The 17,651-nt window shown below is 36.3% G+C and carries 20 protein-coding genes and 1 other annotated feature; of the genes, 7 read left to right on the top strand and 13 right to left on the bottom strand.

Annotated features, from left to right (window positions below):
- Positions 1–378: 378 nt before the first annotated feature.
- The 3 genes from spxA to CUC15_RS07615 form a co-directional block, all read right to left on the bottom strand.
- On the bottom strand, positions 379–774 hold the full coding sequence (spxA, locus tag CUC15_RS07625; protein ID WP_114916087.1) for a transcriptional regulator SpxA: 396 nt from the start codon (positions 772–774) through the stop codon (positions 379–381).
- 282 nt (positions 775–1,056) lie between these two features.
- The gene (locus CUC15_RS07620) at positions 1,057–1,629 is read right to left on the bottom strand and encodes a GNAT family N-acetyltransferase (RefSeq protein ID WP_114916086.1); all 573 of its coding nucleotides are present in this window, start codon (positions 1,627–1,629) and stop codon (positions 1,057–1,059) included.
- A 79-nt stretch (positions 1,630–1,708) separates the two neighbouring features.
- Positions 1,709–2,866 (bottom strand): putative glycoside hydrolase, encoded by a 1,158-nt coding sequence (locus CUC15_RS07615; RefSeq protein ID WP_242986001.1) that lies wholly within the window; start codon positions 2,864–2,866, stop codon positions 1,709–1,711.
- Positions 2,867–3,516: 650 nt separating this feature from the next.
- On the opposite strand from CUC15_RS07615, the gene CUC15_RS07610 reads away from it, so the two are divergent.
- The 6 genes from CUC15_RS07610 (at position 3,517) to trpS (ending at position 7,588) form a co-directional block, all read left to right on the top strand.
- Positions 3,517–3,774: a DUF3243 domain-containing protein gene (locus CUC15_RS07610; protein WP_114916084.1), complete on the top strand. Its 258-nt coding sequence runs from the start codon at positions 3,517–3,519 to the stop codon at positions 3,772–3,774.
- Between the two features lie 173 nt (positions 3,775–3,947).
- Positions 3,948–4,121: an asparagine synthase gene (locus tag CUC15_RS07605; protein WP_114916083.1), complete on the top strand. Its 174-nt coding sequence runs from the start codon at positions 3,948–3,950 to the stop codon at positions 4,119–4,121.
- A 53-nt stretch (positions 4,122–4,174) separates the two neighbouring features.
- Positions 4,175–4,483, top strand: a complete 309-nt coding sequence (locus CUC15_RS07600; protein ID WP_114916082.1) for a DUF378 domain-containing protein — start codon at positions 4,175–4,177, stop codon at positions 4,481–4,483.
- Positions 4,484–4,659: 176 nt separating this feature from the next.
- Entirely contained in the window at positions 4,660–5,082 is a 423-nt protein-coding gene (locus CUC15_RS07595; RefSeq protein ID WP_114916081.1) for a pyridoxamine 5'-phosphate oxidase family protein, read from the top strand.
- Positions 5,083–5,204: 122 nt separating this feature from the next.
- Complete coding sequence (locus CUC15_RS07590; protein WP_114916080.1) at positions 5,205–6,146, top strand: AEC family transporter; 942 nt, start codon at positions 5,205–5,207, stop codon at positions 6,144–6,146.
- Between the two features lie 221 nt (positions 6,147–6,367).
- Positions 6,368–6,545: a binding site (T-box leader), on the top strand.
- A 53-nt stretch (positions 6,546–6,598) separates the two neighbouring features.
- Positions 6,599–7,588 carry a tryptophan--tRNA ligase gene (gene trpS, locus CUC15_RS07585; protein ID WP_114916079.1) on the top strand — a complete coding sequence of 330 codons (990 nt, stop codon included), beginning with the start codon at positions 6,599–6,601 and terminating at the stop codon, positions 7,586–7,588.
- Positions 7,589–7,873: 285 nt separating this feature from the next.
- On the opposite strand, the gene CUC15_RS07580 is transcribed toward trpS, so the two are convergent.
- The 5 genes from CUC15_RS07580 to CUC15_RS07560 all read right to left on the bottom strand — a co-directional run bounded on the left by CUC15_RS07580 (position 7,874) and on the right by CUC15_RS07560 (position 12,268).
- Positions 7,874–8,635: a YjbA family protein gene (locus CUC15_RS07580; protein ID WP_114916078.1), complete on the bottom strand. Its 762-nt coding sequence runs from the start codon at positions 8,633–8,635 to the stop codon at positions 7,874–7,876.
- A 198-nt stretch (positions 8,636–8,833) separates the two neighbouring features.
- Positions 8,834–9,040, bottom strand: coding sequence for a YuzI family membrane protein (locus tag CUC15_RS07575; RefSeq protein WP_114916077.1), 207 nt, complete (start codon positions 9,038–9,040; stop codon positions 8,834–8,836).
- Positions 9,041–9,269: 229 nt separating this feature from the next.
- Entirely contained in the window at positions 9,270–10,511 is a 1,242-nt protein-coding gene (gene fabF / locus CUC15_RS07570) for a beta-ketoacyl-ACP synthase II (protein ID WP_114916076.1), read from the bottom strand.
- Between the two features lie 29 nt (positions 10,512–10,540).
- Positions 10,541–11,479, bottom strand: coding sequence for a beta-ketoacyl-ACP synthase III (locus CUC15_RS07565; RefSeq protein ID WP_114916075.1), 939 nt, complete (start codon positions 11,477–11,479; stop codon positions 10,541–10,543).
- Between the two features lie 174 nt (positions 11,480–11,653).
- Positions 11,654–12,268: a hypothetical protein gene (locus tag CUC15_RS07560; RefSeq protein WP_114916074.1), complete on the bottom strand. Its 615-nt coding sequence runs from the start codon at positions 12,266–12,268 to the stop codon at positions 11,654–11,656.
- A 606-nt stretch (positions 12,269–12,874) separates the two neighbouring features.
- On the opposite strand from CUC15_RS07560, the gene CUC15_RS07555 reads away from it, so the two are divergent.
- Positions 12,875–13,051 carry a DUF2929 family protein gene (locus tag CUC15_RS07555; protein ID WP_114916073.1) on the top strand — a complete coding sequence of 59 codons (177 nt, stop codon included), beginning with the start codon at positions 12,875–12,877 and terminating at the stop codon, positions 13,049–13,051.
- Positions 13,052–13,102: 51 nt separating this feature from the next.
- On the opposite strand, the gene CUC15_RS07550 is transcribed toward CUC15_RS07555, so the two are convergent.
- From CUC15_RS07550 to CUC15_RS07530, 5 genes are all read right to left on the bottom strand, one after another.
- Positions 13,103–13,408: a hypothetical protein gene (locus tag CUC15_RS07550; protein ID WP_114916072.1), complete on the bottom strand. Its 306-nt coding sequence runs from the start codon at positions 13,406–13,408 to the stop codon at positions 13,103–13,105.
- Positions 13,409–13,690: 282 nt separating this feature from the next.
- Complete coding sequence (locus CUC15_RS07545) at positions 13,691–14,002, bottom strand: metal-sulfur cluster assembly factor (protein ID WP_114916071.1); 312 nt, start codon at positions 14,000–14,002, stop codon at positions 13,691–13,693.
- A gap of 79 nt (positions 14,003–14,081) precedes the next feature.
- Positions 14,082–14,843, bottom strand: coding sequence for an esterase (gene yjfP / locus CUC15_RS07540; protein ID WP_114916070.1), 762 nt, complete (start codon positions 14,841–14,843; stop codon positions 14,082–14,084).
- Between the two features lie 187 nt (positions 14,844–15,030).
- Positions 15,031–15,237 carry a copper chaperone CopZ gene (gene copZ / locus CUC15_RS07535; protein ID WP_114916069.1) on the bottom strand — a complete coding sequence of 69 codons (207 nt, stop codon included), beginning with the start codon at positions 15,235–15,237 and terminating at the stop codon, positions 15,031–15,033.
- Between the two features lie 25 nt (positions 15,238–15,262).
- A complete protein-coding gene (locus CUC15_RS07530; RefSeq protein ID WP_114916068.1) occupies positions 15,263–17,647 on the bottom strand; it encodes a heavy metal translocating P-type ATPase in 2,385 nt (794 codons plus the stop codon).
- Positions 17,648–17,651: the final 4 nt, after the last annotated feature.

Here is a 17,651-nt window from a genome sequence, read left to right as displayed (position 1 = left end):
TACCCGCTTTGCTGCATTACTAACCATTCATATTCGTATGCTTACTGCTATTGTATGTTAGCGTACAGTATTTTGGAAATTAATATGCCTATATATAGAATCCAATTTTAACCATGAATGATTGCCATTTATTATATTGTAATTAAATATTATTAAAGTTACATTCTAAACTATTACTACCTATTTGTCACGAGATATAACTGCTGTATTAGAAGCAGCACACAAAAACACAGACCATGGATCAGATCTGTGTTTTATGCTGTTTCAATATATCAATGCGTTTATTAGAAGGCTTAGCCAGGCTTTTTAGCGACAGCCTTAGTTGCGCATATGCAGTGAGAAAGAATTTATTCTTTCTTATCTGCCAAAAAATCCAATCTAATTAACCATTCTTTGTGCTTCTCGTAATTGAAAAGTACGCACTGTTCTTGGTAAAAATCGACGAATCTCATCTTCGTTATAGCCTACTTGCAGACGCTTTTCATCAAGTATGATTGGTCTTCTTAATAAGCCAGGATTTTGCTGAATTAAACTGAATAGATTTTTCATCGGTAATTGGTCGATATTAACGTCTAACTTCTGAAATACCTTTGAACGTGTTGAAATAATCTCATCAGTTCCATCTTCAGTCATGCGTAATATTTCCTTAATCTCATCTAAAGAAAGCGGTTCAGAGAAAATATTGCGTTCTTTAAATGGGATATCATGTTCTTCTAACCATGCTTTTGCTTTTCTGCAAGATGTACAACTTGGTGAGGTATAAAGTGTTACCATTAAAACTTCACTCCTCATTCTAAAAGTATATATGTTACTTTAATAAAACATGGGTTAACTTATTCCATTATTAAATTAAAATAAGTTTAAATAACCTTTAATTTAAGTATACAACATTTGTCAAGTAAAAGGTAGGTTTACCTTAGTAATTTCAGATTTTTTCTAAAAACAATGTAATGTGATGACAAATGTTTCTTCCTATTATGTACCTTACCCTAAAGTATTTTCATTTAAACATCCCAATTGAAATTAATTGAGAAAACCTATTATTAATGTTTTTCATTAAACTGTTAGTAGATTTCTGGTAATTCGATTTTTATCTAGCTGTAAAACTTCCTCAACATCGCCCAATTCTCGACCATAAATCTCTATTGATTTATAACTATGGATAGATTGGTAAATCTTCTTCATCTGTTCAAAAATAAAGGCCTGTCCTTCATTTTCTACTGACCAATACAATATTTCCAGTGGTGCGATCTCTTTTGTTTGAAAGGAACGATTCTGGAAAATAATGGACGCTGCATGTTTAAATCCTTCTCTTTGATAAAATTTAAGTCTTTTTTCCGTATCTATTTCATTCGGATCAACGGGCTCAACTTCAAGTAAGATTGGCTTCTTCTTTTTCTTTAGCTTTTCAATCAATTTATGACCCGTTCCTTGTCCTCTTGTTTCCGCTGACACCCATAGATAATCAATAAAGATACAAGTATCAAACTCTGCATACATCATCACATGCTCTGGACTTTCATCTTTTTGATAATGGCCATTCGTATCTTCTAATAGCAATTCCATATGCTGCTTAGATTTCATTTCTTCAATCGGAAAATATTTATTCAGCTTCTCATACCAGTTCATTATTAAACTCCTAACATTAAGTATAACTATATTTTTCTAGATAAGAGCAGGTCCCATTATAAGAGACCTGCAATTTATTTTATTTACCGATTAGATAATCCACATTTTCTGTGTACGTATTTCCTGCATTCCATAGTAGAAATTCATCTATCCCACTCTCATACAAGGCCTTTATTTGATCCTCGACTTCTGCTTTACTATATTGTTTTGTTGCCCCACTATATAACCACGGAGCTTCAAAATCCTGCAGCCATGGTCTTGAAACTGGCGGTGTTTCCAGTGCACCTAGAACTTCATTTTCCACTTTAGAGTATTCTTTAACAAGGCGATATGGCTCCTCATCTGGATTCTCAAGACCAAAATACCCAGTCGTCCAATGGCTTGGATAAATCATCGATGATATAACATCAACATTTTCTGCGATCCTCGAGAAATTTTGCCCAATTCCTGGTGCCTCTTCAATGGTTGCAGCGTAACCAAAGATATCAACGGAAACGTCAACATCATAGTTCTTAAGTTCTTCCCTGGCATATGCAACAAAATCAGATACTGCCTCTACACGTTTTTTAATATTACTTAATTCAGAATCTGCGTAGTCACCCTGCGAATACTGGAATTGTTCGTCTTTTGTTTCAAAGCCTTCTGGGAAGCGCACATAATCAAATTGAATTTCCTTGAATCCCATTTTGGCGGCTATCTTTGCAATTTCTACATTATATTCCCAAACTTCTTTTTCAAAGGGATTAACAAATGCTTCTCCACGATTATTCACCCAAACCTTACCGTTTTCAGTAAATGATAGATCCGGCCTTTCCTTTGCAAGAACAGAATCTTTGAAAACTACAATTCTAGCAATTGGGTAAATCTGCTTTTCTTCCAATGTTTTCATCATAGATTCTGGATCAGATATATAATTCATCGCAATATCTGCGAACGGCGATCCTTCCTCCGGTTTAAAAGTTAAATTACCATGATCCTCTTTGATGTCAATGACCATTGCATTTAAAGCTGTCGTATCTACAAGGTCTACTAATGATTCAAACCGACTGCCACCAGCTGAGTTTCCCGTAACATAAATCCCTCGGACCGCATCAGGATATTCAAAATCATACCCAGAATCAAATGTAAAACGTTTCATCGATTGCTCAGCATCCAACAATTTGATATTCGTTTGTCTTTCTTCATGTTCACTTGCAGGTTCTGCCTCTTCACCGTAACTTGTAATTGGTAAAAGCATACTGAAAAGGAGAATCATCATATATGTACAAATCATACGTTGTCTTTTCCCCATGTTTATCAATCTCCTCTATTTATGTATGAATCTAGTATATCGGAAAATAGAGCTGATTTGAATGGTAAAAAATGATTAGATTATAGGAAATGGATTTTATTTTGATGGAATATCCCAGTAATAATTAAACATAAGCAGCCAACCAGAAACCTGATGGCCGCTTATGTTTATGCTTCCTCACCTAAATGCTGTTTTCTTTTTTCCCGGACTTTCTTTTAACATTTTTTACTCGTTCATTTTTCATTTTTCTTCTTGGCTTTTGGATGGAAACGTTAATATAACTTAACTAGAAGCATTTTAATGACAATAATATAATTTGTTTAATCTTAAACATATGGCATCCGGTTCCCGTTCTTACCTGAATGTTTAATGTTTTTCATTAATCTGTTCGCTCAGTCATTATATTATTTCTACTTTTTTCATTTTATACCAATGTATTGTCTGCAAAAGAATAGCTAGTGAAAACGTGTGAATAATTATGTAAAATATCTGCACAATAAGAGTCAAGAGCTGATCTTTATACTTGCAATTAGGCAGCAAGTCATGGGCGCTCCCAAATATTTATTTCATCACTAAATTACTAAGGAGGGATAGCTTTGTCAGTACTTGATAATTTTGAAACGTGGAAAGATTTCCTAGGAAACCGCCTTCAACAGGCACAAGATAATGGAATGAGCGAAGGTATAATGAACTCCATAGCAGCTGAAATTGGAGACTACCTTGCAGCTAATGTAGAACCGAAAAATGGTGAGCAAAGATTACTAGCCGATCTATGGAATTCAGCCGATGAGAATCAACAGCAGGTTTTGGCCAGTACAATGATAAACCTAGTTAAAAACTCAAAAGCCCATTAATACAAAGCGGGATGTGGTTCATAGCTGCATCCCTTTTCTTATGTTGAGGTTTGATCGATAACCATTTTGTCCACCTACTTCCATTAAATTTACTGATTATCTTCAACATCTCGGTATAAATAATTTATTATGGCAAAAGATAATAATAATTCTTTTCAAATCACGGGTTATTTATGGCAAAAGTAAGAGAGGGTTTAATTCCAACAGTTCTAGAAACAGCTGTTGCATCAACTGGAATTGCATTACGGAACAATAGAAACATGAAACCAATGCTTACTGGTTCGATAATAGGCTTTGGGTTAGCACATGTTGTGTTAGGAACCATTGATTTAGTCGAACATCGCTAAGGTCACTGTACAAAGATATACTATTAACTAAAATTTTTACGGAGGTAAAAAGTATGAATACATTAAAACGTATTGCCCTCGCACTAGTTATTATAGGTGCGATAAATTGGGGACTCATTGGATTTTTCCAATTTGATTTGGTTGCTTCAATTTTTGGTGGTCAGGATGCTGTATTAGCAAGAATTGTCTACGGCCTAGTCGGATTAAGTGGTTTATATTGTTTAACTATCTTATTTGATCCAATGGAGGAAAAAGATAGTAACAGAGATAATTTCAGTCAAAAAAGAAACTTAAATTATGGTACTGAGTTAGGTGAAGAAACCGACTTTTCAAGCGTTGAAAAACAGGACAGAGATCTTTAGCTAGTTTAGGCCATACACTATTGTATGGCCTTATATCCTTATCTAACCCACTTTCTTCATGGATAATTCTACTATTTTTTCTAAAATTACAAATAGGACAAATAAATATATTGTGCTACATACAATTAACCATTAAGGAATAATGTAAATTTAAATTGTTAAAGGAGTGCAGTTATATGAGTCAACCAGAAGTTAAAGCAACGATTGAGAATATTTTGCAGAACAGTTCAGTTGGGACGATGGCAACCGTCCAACAAAATAAACCACATTCAAGATATATGACATATTCCCGAAATGGGCTAAACCTTTATACAGCTACAAGTAAGCAAACCCACAAAGTTGAAGAAATTGAAGGAAATCCCTTTACGCATATTCTCTTAGGTTATGAAGGAGAAGGATTCGGTGATGAATATGTCGAGTACGAAGGAAAAATCCAAATTTCCGATTCTAAGGAACTAAAAAAGGAATTGTGGAATCCATATATGGAGAATTGGTTTGAGGGACCGGAAGATCCTAATTATATTGTGTTAGAGATTACGCCGATTCAAATAAGCTTGATGAATAAAAAGGGCACGGAACCGAAAATATTAGAATTGTGATAACAAGCCGAGCTTGACTGCTCGGTTTATTACTTATAGCTAAGTAATTGACCATTCTTCATAAGTTCACTCAATTAACATGCTGGGTTATTGTTTCATACAGTGAACCAGGGGGGATCTTCATGGTTCTGGCTATAGGAGCATTTTTGCAGGAAATGTTTATGATGTATGGAATTGCTTCATTGGGGTTTATCGTTAGGAAAACAGGAATTCTAAACGAAAATGCGAACGATGTTTTAACACAGCTAATTCTATATATTACATTGCCTGCTCTCATTTTGTTCTCTCTTGATATCTCTTTTTCCATTAACTTAGCAAAAGAATTTATCTGGCTTATTTCGATGTCACTATATGTACTTATTATTTCTTGTTTTATTGCATATTGGATGAGAAGACACTCACAGCTTTCAGACAAACAAAAAAGTGTCTATGAAGGTCTGATAATTTTTGGGAATCAAGGGTTTATCGGTTATGCCATCAGCTTTATTCTTTTAGGGGAGCAAGGCATTATATATTTAACGATGTTCAACCTATGTTACTTAGTTCTTATATGGACTTATGGAATATATCTGTTTAGTAAAGATACAACTATGATCAACTGGAAAAGCATATTTTTGAATCCAGGCATTCTCTCCACCCTTACAGGAGTGTTAATTTTCCTATTGCCGATAAGTTTTCCCGTTGTTATTTCCGATGGTTTAGAAATTGTCGGAAAAATGACCATTCCACTTTCCATGTTGCTAATTGGAAGCCTAATGGCAAATGTAAAATATAAAGAATTAATCATAATGATAAAAAATATCTATTTATGGAAGTCAGCAGTAACTAGACTTATTCTAATTCCTTTATTATTACTCCCGTTTGCTGCTTTGTCTGTACCATTTCCAATACTGATTATTGGTGCTGTTGTATCTGGAATGCCCTCTGCCCCAACAATTTCAATTTATTCACAAAAGTATGGCGCTGACACTTTTTTTGCATCAATGGGTGTACTATTAACTACAATATTATGTATCATTACAATTCCATTTCTTTATTTCATTGTAAGCCTTGTAAGTAATTAGAAAAGTTGACTTATTAGTTCTATAAGGCAATCAGAAGAAATTTATAAGATAGGATAAAAACAATATTAATTTTATACTGAATTATTACGAATAACGATTTCATAATATTAATGGCGATATTCCTTTGACTTCATTATTGCTTTTATTGCATCATTGAAAAAAATAAATCGGTCTTTTTCTTGTATTTTCACTACAAACTGTATATAATACTTAAAAGAATATCATTAGCAATGAAAAAGGCGTAGTACAGTTTACCCTCTGAATTTTAGAGAGCTTGTGGTTGGTGAAAACAAGCATCAAGGTAATTTGGAATTGGACTTTGGAGCTAATTTATGAAATTAAGTGATCTTAGAAATGTTAAGATAATCAGGGTGGCACCGCGGTTCATTCGTCCCTATTCAAGGGATTAATGGGCTTTTTTTGTTGAAAAAATTTGATGGAGTGTGAGTTAGATGGAAACAATCTTTTCAGGAATTCAACCAAGTGGTACTTTAACACTTGGAAATTATTTAGGGGCACTAAAGCAATTTGTCGAATTACAGGATGACTATGAGTGTTATTTCTGTATCGTTGATGAACATGCGATTACGGTTCCACAGGAGCGACTGAAGCTAAGACAAAATATCCGTTCCTTGGCTGCATTATATTTAGCATCAGGTATTAACCCAGATAAAGCAACTTTATTCATTCAATCAGAGGTGCCTGCACATACACAATTAGGTTGGATGCTGCAGTCTATCGGCTATGTCGGTGAATTAGAACGGATGACACAGTATAAAGACAAATCGCAAGGAAAAGAAGCAGTTTCAACTGCACTACTTACCTATCCTGCACTGATGGCTGCAGATATTTTGCTTTATCAATCAAATCTTGTACCAGTTGGCGATGATCAGAAACAACATATGGAGTTAACGAGGGATTTAGCTGGAAGATTTAATAATCGTTTTAACGACATCTTTACTATTCCAGAAATTCGAATTCCAAAAGTTGGCGCACGGATTATGTCTTTACAGGATCCAACGAAGAAAATGAGTAAATCAGATGAGAATGAGAAAAGCTTCATCTCCATGCTTGACGATCTAAAGAAAATTGAGAAAAAGATTAAAAGTGCTGTCACAGATTCAGAGGGTATTGTTAAATATGATAAAGAAAATAAACCAGGGGTTTCTAATCTATTAACAATTTATTCTAGCTGTACTGGCAAGTCCATTGAGTCACTGGAAGCGAAGTATGAAGGTAAAGGATATGGCGATTTCAAACAAGGAGTTGCTGACGCTGTTATCTCCGTTTTAAAACCTATTCAAGATCGCTATCAAGAATTAATTGACTCTGACATTTTAGATGAAATTCTTGATAATGGTGCAGCCAAAGCTAACATGACTGCAAATAAAACAGTTGCAAAAGCTAAAAAAGCTATGGGCCTTGGAAGAGTGAGAAAATAGAATTTAGAAGGAGTGCTGGAATTAATTCTAGCACTTTTTTAGTGGATGAAAAGGGCTCAGCCGGTATGGAGGTCGGATAGTCTCTTGCTGATATATAAAACAGGCAAGCTTTACATCGCTTGCCTGCTTCATTTTAATGTGATTATTCATTATTCCTAGTGCTCAGGATGACGACTCGAGCGTACGCAAGCCTGCTGTTTGAGCACTCAACTCCTTTGTACGATCTCTTTGACCAACCCAATCGAATTGCATGACACTAGGTCTTGTCCCAAATCATTCTAGTAATTACTGTTGCTTCGATATACTCTGCTCTTCGCCATTTTCAACTTCCCACATTTTCTCTAAAAAATGCTGACCACGAATTAATTTTGAACATAATTCTTCGTGAGCTATACTCCAGCCTTCTTTTACGCCATTGTACAGTGCTTCCCAAACCTTATCCTCATCCATGAATCGGATAAAGGGATATTTCTTCGGATCCCATTCCGTTAACCAGTATCGTAATTCCTCTAGATTATTCGTAGTGCGTAATTGGTCTAGACCGATCATGAGCAATTGCTTCAGTTGCCGTTCCCTTCTCGTTAATCCGAAGACTAACTCAGGTGGCATGGAAAGCATATGGTATTCTTTTTGGTAGTTTGTCTCATCAAAACGAAAGGCTTGGGGCTTTGTTTTTTGAATCATATCAAATACAAGCTGCTCTTGCCTTGGGATGAGTCTGCTTTTACGAATTGGAATTTCATATCCAATCGTGTCAATTGCTAAAATATCATTACCATCTGTTACAACACATGCATAATCAAGTACAGAGCGTTCATGACCTTTACGAACATAGGCGCGTTTATAAATGGCATCAAGTAGAGATTTAGGCAGGTCATGCATATCATTTTCGATGTAGTTGAATAATACTTCAGTTATGTACAGCAGAGGCACTTGATCCAATAACTCAATTCCATCCTCTTTGCGCCACTCGTGAAAATGACAGACATTATACCCATTCTCTTCACCCTCAAACCAATTCACCCAAACATCATGTAAATATAACATAAAACAACCCTCGCTTTTTTAGAAACTCTGCCATCACCAAACTTTAGTTGACAGCATTCGTTGCACTTTATTAAAGGCTTCAAAACTTGCTTTTCCTTTAAGTAAAGGTAAAGACATTACTCAACAAAGCCTACTAGCAGATACAACTTACTTTTCATTATGACCAAATAAGAGGATAAATATTCTTCTATGTCATCATTACAGTCTGTTTGGAAAACGATAGATTACAAACGCCATAATTAAAATTCCGATTGGTAAAAAATAACACTCTATTCTTCCTTGAATAAAGATGAAATAGTCCGCCCATGATAACCCTGCAGGTAGAAAGTTTAGATATGCAATCATTGTAACCCCGCCTGTGACAGCTAGTCCAAACCCGATTAAAAATACGAATATATACCCCATTAGTTTATCCACCGCCTATGCTTGTCCCAGCCTTTTTTTTATTTTATGCACTTGCAGACAAATACATGAAGATTAGTCTCTGAAAATATTTAGCATCAGCAGGTTCTTTTGAAACTTCTTTTGTTATATTTTCCAGTAACAAGGGCTCTAAACATTCTAATAGGAAAAAAAAAGCTGACCAGCGCTTTGCTGATCAGCTTGTTCATCTTATCAAAGATAAATCAATTATTTAGGCTTCATATTTCTTAAATACTAATGTAACATTATGACCACCAAATCCGAATGAGTTGCTTACAACAACATTCACATCTTGTTTTCTTGCATGATTTGGTACGTAATCCAAATCACAATCCGGATCCGGAGTTTCATAATTAATTGTTGCAGGAATCACACTATTTTCAATTGTCTTGATTGCAATAACTGCTTCAATTGCCCCTGCTGCACCAAGCATATGGCCTGTCATTGATTTCGTAGATGATACAGCAATTTCCTTTGCTTTTTCACCGAATACATTTTTAATTGCAGCTGTTTCATATTTATCATTTAATGCAGTACTTGTACCATGTGCATTAATATAATCAACATTCTGAGGTGATATTCCAGCATCATTTAACGCCATTTGCATTGCTCGTGTTGCTCCTTCGCCATTTTCTGCTGGAGCAGTGATATGGTACGCATCACCAGTTGCACCATAACCAACAATTTCGCCGTAAATATGTGCATCACGTTCTAATGCCGTTTCCAGTGATTCGAGAATTAGAATTCCTGCACCTTCACCAATAATGAAGCCATCACGATTTTTATCGAATGGGCGTGAAGCTGTGCTTGGATCGTCATTTGTTGATAATGCTTTAGCAGATGAGAATCCAGCGAAAGCCATGTTTGAGATCGGTGCTTCTGTACCACCAGCAATCATATAATCAGCATCCCCGCGTTGAATAACTTTAAACGCATCACCAATTGAGTTTGCACCTGATGCACATGCTGTTACAGAGCAAGAGTTAATTCCTTTTGCACCTAATTGAATTGAAACTTGGCCTGCAGCCATATCTGGAATCATCATTGGTACGAAAAATGGACTAACACGGCCTGGGCCTTTTTCGATTAGTTTACGATGTTGATCTTCCCATGTTTGCATACCGCCAATTCCAGAACCAACCCATACCCCAACACGGGTATTGTTTGTCTCATCGATTGTTAGTTTAGCATCCTCAACAGCCATTTTCGCTGCTGCTACTGCATATTGTGTAAATGGATCCATCTTTCTTGCATCTTTTTTCTCCATAAACGCGGTCGGATCAAAGTCCTTTACTTCTGCCGCTACTTTTGCTGGGTAATCATCCTTGTTTACCTTGGTTACAAAGTCTACTCCAGATTTACCCGCAATTAAGTTTTCCCAAAATGTATGAACATCATTGCCCAGTGGTGTTACAGCCCCAAGGCCTGTTACAACTACTCTTTTATTTTCCATAAGTTAATCCTCCTCATAGGAAATCTTGCTTATTTTCCCCAACGCATTGCAACCGCACCCCAAGTAAGACCTCCACCGAAGCCTACCAACACGGTTAAATCATTGTCTTTTATTTTACCATCTTTAACCGATTCTGATAAAGCCATAGGAATCGATGCGGATGAATTATTTCCAAATTTCCTAATTGTTGTTGCCATTTTGTCCTCAGAAATACCTAGACGCTCGCGTGCGGCATCCATTATTCTAATATTCGCTTGATGTGGTACTAAATAATCGACATCATCTTTACTTAGTCCTATTTTTTCAACGACATTAATAGTCGATTGTGGCATTTGCCTAACAGCAAATTTAAAAACCTCACGTCCGTTCATGACAAGTTGATCAAGTTCATTTTGATAAAGATATTTTCCGCCAGCACCGTTTGCACCAAGTTCAAAGGATAATATCCCTTTGCCCTCTGAAACTTCACCAACTACAACTGCTCCAGCACCATCGCCCATAAGGACACATGTAGTCCGGTCTTCCCAGTTGAGAATTTTCGAAAGCTTGTCGGCACCGACTACTAAGATTTTCTTATATGTCTTCGTTTCAATAAATTGTTTAGCCGTGATTAATCCATACATAAACCCTGCACATGCAGCACCAATGTCCATTGCTGCTGCATTCGTAGCACCTAATTTGTCTTGAATCATACATGCAACAGATGGAAATGGCGTGTCTGGTGTTACAGTTGCAACTAGAATAAGATCGATTTCCTCTGCAGATACACCCGCCTCTTCCAATGCGCCAAGTGCAGCATGATAGGACATATCTGATGTATCGATATCATCCTCTGCAAGTCTTCTCTCTTCAATTCCAGTCCTTGTCCGAATCCATTCATCATTCGTATCGACAATCTTCTCTAAATCTTGGTTGGTTAACACTCTTGTTGGAAGATAATGACCAGTACCTAAAATACCTGCGCCCATATTTACAACCCCTTATATTTAAAATAACTATTATCTAATATTATGACTTGGTACTAATTTTAATGGATAAAACCGTAAATGGCAAGTAAAAAAATGAAGGCATACTTTATATTTTCTTGTAAGCATGTGGTGGACTACCCTCTATCTATGCCCTGATTTTACTCTTTCTATCTATTATTTATTCTTTTCCTTAATTAATTGGTACTGTTTCTGTAGTGCTGTCATCCTCTGCTCTAACTGAAGACTGGAACAAATATAAATCGAATCCCCATTCTCTTTACTTTCTTTTCCGTTACTATGTTCTGATTTTACTTCGATATTAGAAGGTAGATTGCCTGATTGTAAGCAATGTATTAATCTTTCGGAAAAATCCTCGATATAAATTGCATTCTCTATAAATTCATTTGACTGAAATGCTATAAATTCCTGATTACGATAATATCCTTTTTCTGTCATAGGCATCCACTCCCCGAATAGATGTGATGCAAGTAAAGTAGTAATACTATCCGGGTTTAATTTTCTATATGATTTTTGAGGATTAATCATAATGATACGATCGGCGTGAATTGTTTCCATATGTTCATAATCTCCAACACAAATACATGTATCATACCGTTTCATCTCCTCTTTATTGTAAAAAGAAAAAGAACTATTTCTTCCGAAAAACATCGATAAATCATCATGTTCTATTTCACTCTCTATCCCCTCAACCAAATAATCATGATTAAGTAATGTATTTACTATATGATAGCCAATCCAATGATTACAATTAATTACCAAGACTGACATGACAATCCTCCTTATCGAAATAAAAGATTTTCACTAAAAAATTGCAGTATTTATAAAATGGTTGACACCATCTTTAAGATGATAGCCATAGCTAATAGCTACCCTAATATAATGAAAAAATTATAATACTTTCTTCTCTACTAACTAATTGTGAATGATATTTGTTTCCTTGGCTGTCGCTACAGAAATACACTTCGCTTTCCGCGGGGAGCTGGTGAGCCTCTTTGTGCTGAAGCAATTCAGAGTCTCACCTAGGCTCTTCTTCCCGCAGGAGTCTTCGTGTATTTCTTCCGCTGAGATTGTAGGGTTAACTTTATCTTATAAGATACTATGTCATTAATTCTTATCGCCGTTGTATTGAAGCGAAGGACAGTAGACTCCTGCGGAAAAGCAACGACTGAAAATCCGTTGGGGGGTCTTCTTCCGATGCAGACCGCGTTGTCCGCGGAAAGCGATTGTCAAGGAAGGAACACATTGCTCCTAGTTCGTAGTTAACTTAATATCAACATACAACAACAATTGAGCTAATTAAAATCTATAAATAGTATGTAAGCGAATAAAAACATGCTATACTATGATTAGATATTAAATTGCGAGGTGTTATTTTTGCGATACATAATGACAATCTTTTGGTCTGCCGTTGTCAGCTTAGCCATTGCTTTTGTTTTAACAAGCATGGGTGGAGAGCCATTTGTACTTTCCGACGGGCTTTTGCTTGCTGCATTTTTAGCAATTGCAGCATTTGTAATGGGTGACGGTATTTTAAAAGAGAAAAAAGACTAGACCCTTAATAATAAACCCTTGCCTGTTACATGATATGGCAAGGGTTTATTATTAATACCAAGGCAATAAACTTATTGCTGCTAAGGCTGTAAGTGGCAAGATTAATCGACTAAACCTTCTTCTTGGATAGCCAAAACCATAGCCTGGAAATCCGTAGCCAAAGAAGCGATTATCATCATGCTGACCTTGTTCTTGCTGACTATGTTCAATCGGAACTGCTAAATATACGTTCTCTTCATCTAACCCTGTAATAATTCCATCAACTGCTCTACCATCCTGTAATTCTGCATATACATAAGCATGCACATGATCTCTACATAAATTATACATTTGTTCTCGTTCATTAATAGACGTCATAAACTCATCCTCCTCACCAACTAGCCTATTCATAAGCCAAATAAATGGTGAATAGCCCGGCGGAACATTACCTTACAAAAATAAATGCGCAAGCGCCTGAATAGCGACTAAGGAAGTAAGGAAATATATTGTTAACGCTTTAGAGGTGGATCGGGACACGGCAATCTCGCCACAACATCAATAAAAGGAATATATTCAAAAAAAAAAGCAAGCTTGGATAATCGAATCCTCGCTTACTCTTTATTTGCTAGCTTGCACCCTGCGTTAAGTGCAGAGCCTTGATCAATCTGGAATTCCTAGAGCAATCTTCGCATAGCGTGACATATTGTCCTTACTCCATGGCGGACTCCAAACAATGTCTACTTTCAGTTCCTTTATCTCAGGAATATCTGCTAATGCAAATTGCACATCTCGTTCTATATGAGCTGAAAGCGGGCATCCCATTGCTGTAAGGGTCATGGATACGGTGCAAAATCCTTCATCATCTAATTCAACATCATAGATTAGTCCTAAGTTTACAATATCGATGCCTAGCTCGGGGTCAATTACGTTCTCGAGCGCACCCATAATATTTTCTTTTAAATCTGCATCCATTACGATACCTCCTCTTTACCTTCTTGTTTCTATTTAACCATATTTTTGCTTTTTAATAAACGATATAAATTATTTCAGTTTACAGGTGCTGTTCAAACCATTTTATCGTTTCCAAAATAGCATGTCTACTTACTTTATGATCACAATTTATTTCTTTAATAAACTTGATATTTTCTTGTTTGTCATATAGCTTCCTTGCCTCTTCATAGAACGAGTACGAATGGTCAAACGGCACAACCTGGTCTTTATCACCATGCCAAAATAAAACTGGACGTTGATTCAGCTTCTCAATCTGTGTCGATAAATCATAATGCTCAAGCTGTACATATAAATTTTCAATCATCACGTCTGTAACTGGAAGATCCATTACCTTCTTATAATTATTAATTAATTGCTTAGCAAACGTCGTTATTCGTGGAGAGCCCATTAGGACGGCTGCAGTTTTAATCCAAGGGTATTGTGTCAATGCTGCAGAGGTTGTAATTCCTCCCATACTCGTTCCGGCTACACCAAATCTACCATCTAAGATGAGCTTTTTCTGCTCATAATAATCCCGAATCTCTGAAAGTTCTTTTACATTTTGCATCACTATATCCCAGAAACCGATTGTCCTTTGAATGATTGATGTTGTTGTGTCTCTTTCTCCATGCATTTTACTGTCTGGAAGTACAACACGAAAACCTTTTTCAGCTAGTAGAAATGCGATATCTAAATTATGTTCCTTCGCACTCGTAAATCCATGAAAATAAGTAATCATTGGTAATGCTTCTTTTTTCTTATTCGAATCAACTACAACCAAACTTGGTATGGAATTTACGTTCTCCTTTATTATCCCAATCACTATGCTTCTCTCCTTAAGTTATGTATAACTCTATTTTAAATGCTAAGTTACAAAAGATGCAAATATTGTAAAATTAATATTGCTTTACATCTATTATGGAAGCAGTAATTCATTGGACACTATTAAGAAGAAAATTAAGATGAAAAGCTGATTTTCCGAAAAGAAAACCAGCCTTTTATTTGATATTCTAGGCTTCAACATCATAGCCTTGTTCTTCAATAGCTTCTTTCATATTTTTCAATGAAACTTTTGCTTCATCATAAGTAATTTCTACATTACTAGATTCTAAATTAACTTCAGCAGCTGATACACCATCTAATTTTTTTAATGCACCTTCTACTGACGCTTTGCAATGGCCACATGACATGCCTTGTACCATTAATGTTTTTTCCATAACCATTCACCTCCTTTAAATTAGTCTATAGTTTCACTCGTTTTAAGCGAAGTGAGTTAGAAACCACACTTACCGAACTTAATGCCATTGCTGCACCTGCAATCCATGGTGCAAGCAGTCCGATTGCTGCAACCGGGATTCCTGCTATATTGTAGCCGAATGCCCAGAAGAGGTTTTGACGGATATTTCTAATCGTCATATGGCTGATCTTAATTGCTTTCGGTATGAGCAATAGTTCACCACCAAGAATTGTAACGTCTGCAGCTTCAATTGCCACGTCTGTTCCTGTACCAATTGCAATTCCAATATCAGCGATTGCTAATGCAGGTGCATCATTTACCCCATCTCCAACCATTGCAACTTTTTTACCTTTAACCTGAATTTCCTTTACTTTATCCGCTTTTTCTTCAGGTAATACTTGGGCGATTACTTGATTAATGCCAACCTGTTTTGCAATTGCTTGGGCAGTCCTCTCATTATCTCCTGTTAACATGATAACTTCCAGGCCCTGCTCTTTTAGCTCTCTAATCGCTTGTGGTGCTGTCTCTTTAATCGTGTCTGCAACAGCAACAATTCCTCGATACTCACCATTAATAGCAATTAGCATAGCAGTTTTTCCATCCACTTCGTAATCGACCACTTCTTGTTCCGCACCACCAACTTCAATTTGGCACTCTTGCATTAATTTCCGATTACCAACAAGAATAGTATTATTTGAAATCATAGCTTCGATACCTTGCCCAGGTATAGCATTGAAACTATCTACTTCAAATAAATCAATATCATGCTCCGTTGCATAAGCAACAATTGCTTCTGCAAGTGGATGCTCTGAACCTTTTTCCGCACTTGCAAGTAACTGTAATGCTTCCTCATCACCTGTAAAGTTTGTTACTTCAGGTTTACCTTTTGTGATGGTACCTGTTTTATCAAGAACGATTGCCTCTAACTGATGCGTTCTTTCTAGGTGTTCTCCACCTTTAAAAAGAATTCCGTTCTCTGCAGCCTTTCCCGTACCAACCATAATGGATGTTGGTGTTGCAAGCCCCAAAGCACAAGGACAGGCAATAACAAGTACAGCTATTGCTGCGACTAAAGCAGGTTCAAATTGACCAGGCTCTACAAACACTATCCATGCAATAAATGTTAGAATGGCAATTCCTACAACTATCGGTACGAAATAGCCAGATATAACATCAGCTAGTCGTTGAATTGGTGCTTTCGATCCTTGTGCATCCTCGACTATTTTCACAATCGATGCAAGGGCAGTATCCTTACCTACTTTTGTCGCTTCCATTTGAATCGAGCCATTTTTGTTTATCGTCGAACCGATAACAGTCGCGTCAACATCCTTTTCAATTGGGATAGATTCTCCAGTAATCATCGATTCATCGACAGATGTTCTTCCCTTTATAACTATACCGTCAACTGGTATTTTCTCTCCAGGTTTTACCACCAGCCAGTCACCAACGACAACTTCCTCAACTGGAATCATAATTTCTTGACCATTTCTTATAATGCGAGCTTCTTTAGCCTGTAAATTAAGCAACGAGGATAGGGCATTCGTTGTCTGGCTTTTTGCTCTTGCCTCCAAATACTTACCAAATAAAATCAATGTGATTAATACAGCACTTGTTTCAAAGTATAAGTGAGGCATATATTCGGGATTGCCGATGGTCTTAAATGCTTCGAATAAACTATAGAAATAGGCAGCACTTGTACCTAATGCAACTAATACATCCATATTGGCTCCACCATTTTTCAGGTTCTTAAAGGCACCAACATAAAATTGCCAGCCGATGATAAATTGAACTGGTGTTGCTAAAGCAAATTGGAACCAAGGATTCATGAATATATCCGGTATTGTCAGATTAAATAAATGAACCAACATGGTTAATAATAGCGGTACAGATAACACTGCTGAAACAACTAATTTTGTCTTCATATTTTTAATTTCTTTTTCTTTATGTGTTTGCTTTTCCGCTGCTTCCGCTTTAGGTTTCGCATCATAACCCACATTTTTGATTTTCTCAATTAATGCTTTCGTATCTGTGAGTCCAGGGTTATATTCTATGGATGCTGTTTCTGTTGTTAAGTTAACAGTTGCAAGCTTTACCCCTTCTTGCTTATTCAATACCTTTTCAATTCGATTCGAACAGGCAGCACAGGTCATTCCAAAGACATCTAATTCTGTTTTTTCTATTAAAACACCGTAGCCGGCATTTTCAATTTTCTTCGTAATGTCTTCTATGGAAGTTTTCTCTGAATCATAATCTACGGTTGCTTTTTCTGTCGTTAAATTAACTTGTGCTTCTACTCCATCCATTTTATTTAAAGTTTTTTCAATACGGCTGGAACATGCAGCACAGGTCATTCCTGTAATTCCAAGTGTTGCATGATTTATTTCGCTCATAATA

Origin of the sequence: Oceanobacillus zhaokaii (genome assembly GCF_003352005.1) — a bacterium.
GTDB lineage: Bacteria > Bacillota > Bacilli > Bacillales > Amphibacillaceae > Oceanobacillus > Oceanobacillus zhaokaii.
The sequence above is the reverse complement of the archived record's forward strand: the minus strand, read 5'-3'. Positions and strand labels throughout refer to the sequence as shown.

Excerpts from the sequence above, each read along its gene's own strand:
- spxA (WP_114916087.1), bottom strand. The coding sequence starts at position 774 with ATGGTAACACTTTATACCTCACCAAGTTGTACATCTTGCAGAAAAGCA.
- CUC15_RS07620 (WP_114916086.1), bottom strand. The coding sequence starts at position 1,629 with ATGAACTGGTATGAGAAGCTGAATAAATATTTTCCGATTGAAGAAATG.
- CUC15_RS07615 (WP_242986001.1), bottom strand. The coding sequence starts at position 2,866 with ATGCTTTTACCAATTACAAGTTACGGTGAAGAGGCAGAACCTGCAAGT.
- CUC15_RS07605 (WP_114916083.1), top strand. The coding sequence starts at position 3,948 with ATGGCAAAAGTAAGAGAGGGTTTAATTCCAACAGTTCTAGAAACAGCT.
- CUC15_RS07600 (WP_114916082.1), top strand. The coding sequence starts at position 4,175 with ATGAATACATTAAAACGTATTGCCCTCGCACTAGTTATTATAGGTGCG.
- CUC15_RS07595 (WP_114916081.1), top strand. The coding sequence starts at position 4,660 with ATGAGTCAACCAGAAGTTAAAGCAACGATTGAGAATATTTTGCAGAAC.
- CUC15_RS07590 (WP_114916080.1), top strand. The coding sequence starts at position 5,205 with ATGGTTCTGGCTATAGGAGCATTTTTGCAGGAAATGTTTATGATGTAT.
- trpS (WP_114916079.1), top strand. The coding sequence starts at position 6,599 with ATGGAAACAATCTTTTCAGGAATTCAACCAAGTGGTACTTTAACACTT.
- CUC15_RS07580 (WP_114916078.1), bottom strand. The coding sequence starts at position 8,635 with ATGTTATATTTACATGATGTTTGGGTGAATTGGTTTGAGGGTGAAGAG.
- CUC15_RS07575 (WP_114916077.1), bottom strand. The coding sequence starts at position 9,040 with ATGGGGTATATATTCGTATTTTTAATCGGGTTTGGACTAGCTGTCACA.
- fabF (WP_114916076.1), bottom strand. The coding sequence starts at position 10,511 with ATGGAAAATAAAAGAGTAGTTGTAACAGGCCTTGGGGCTGTAACACCA.
- CUC15_RS07565 (WP_114916075.1), bottom strand. The coding sequence starts at position 11,479 with ATGGGCGCAGGTATTTTAGGTACTGGTCATTATCTTCCAACAAGAGTG.
- CUC15_RS07560 (WP_114916074.1), bottom strand. The coding sequence starts at position 12,268 with ATGTCAGTCTTGGTAATTAATTGTAATCATTGGATTGGCTATCATATA.
- CUC15_RS07550 (WP_114916072.1), bottom strand. The coding sequence starts at position 13,408 with ATGACGTCTATTAATGAACGAGAACAAATGTATAATTTATGTAGAGAT.
- CUC15_RS07545 (WP_114916071.1), bottom strand. The coding sequence starts at position 14,002 with ATGGATGCAGATTTAAAAGAAAATATTATGGGTGCGCTCGAGAACGTA.
- copZ (WP_114916069.1), bottom strand. The coding sequence starts at position 15,237 with ATGGAAAAAACATTAATGGTACAAGGCATGTCATGTGGCCATTGCAAA.
- CUC15_RS07530 (WP_114916068.1), bottom strand. The coding sequence starts at position 17,647 with ATGAGCGAAATAAATCATGCAACACTTGGAATTACAGGAATGACCTGT.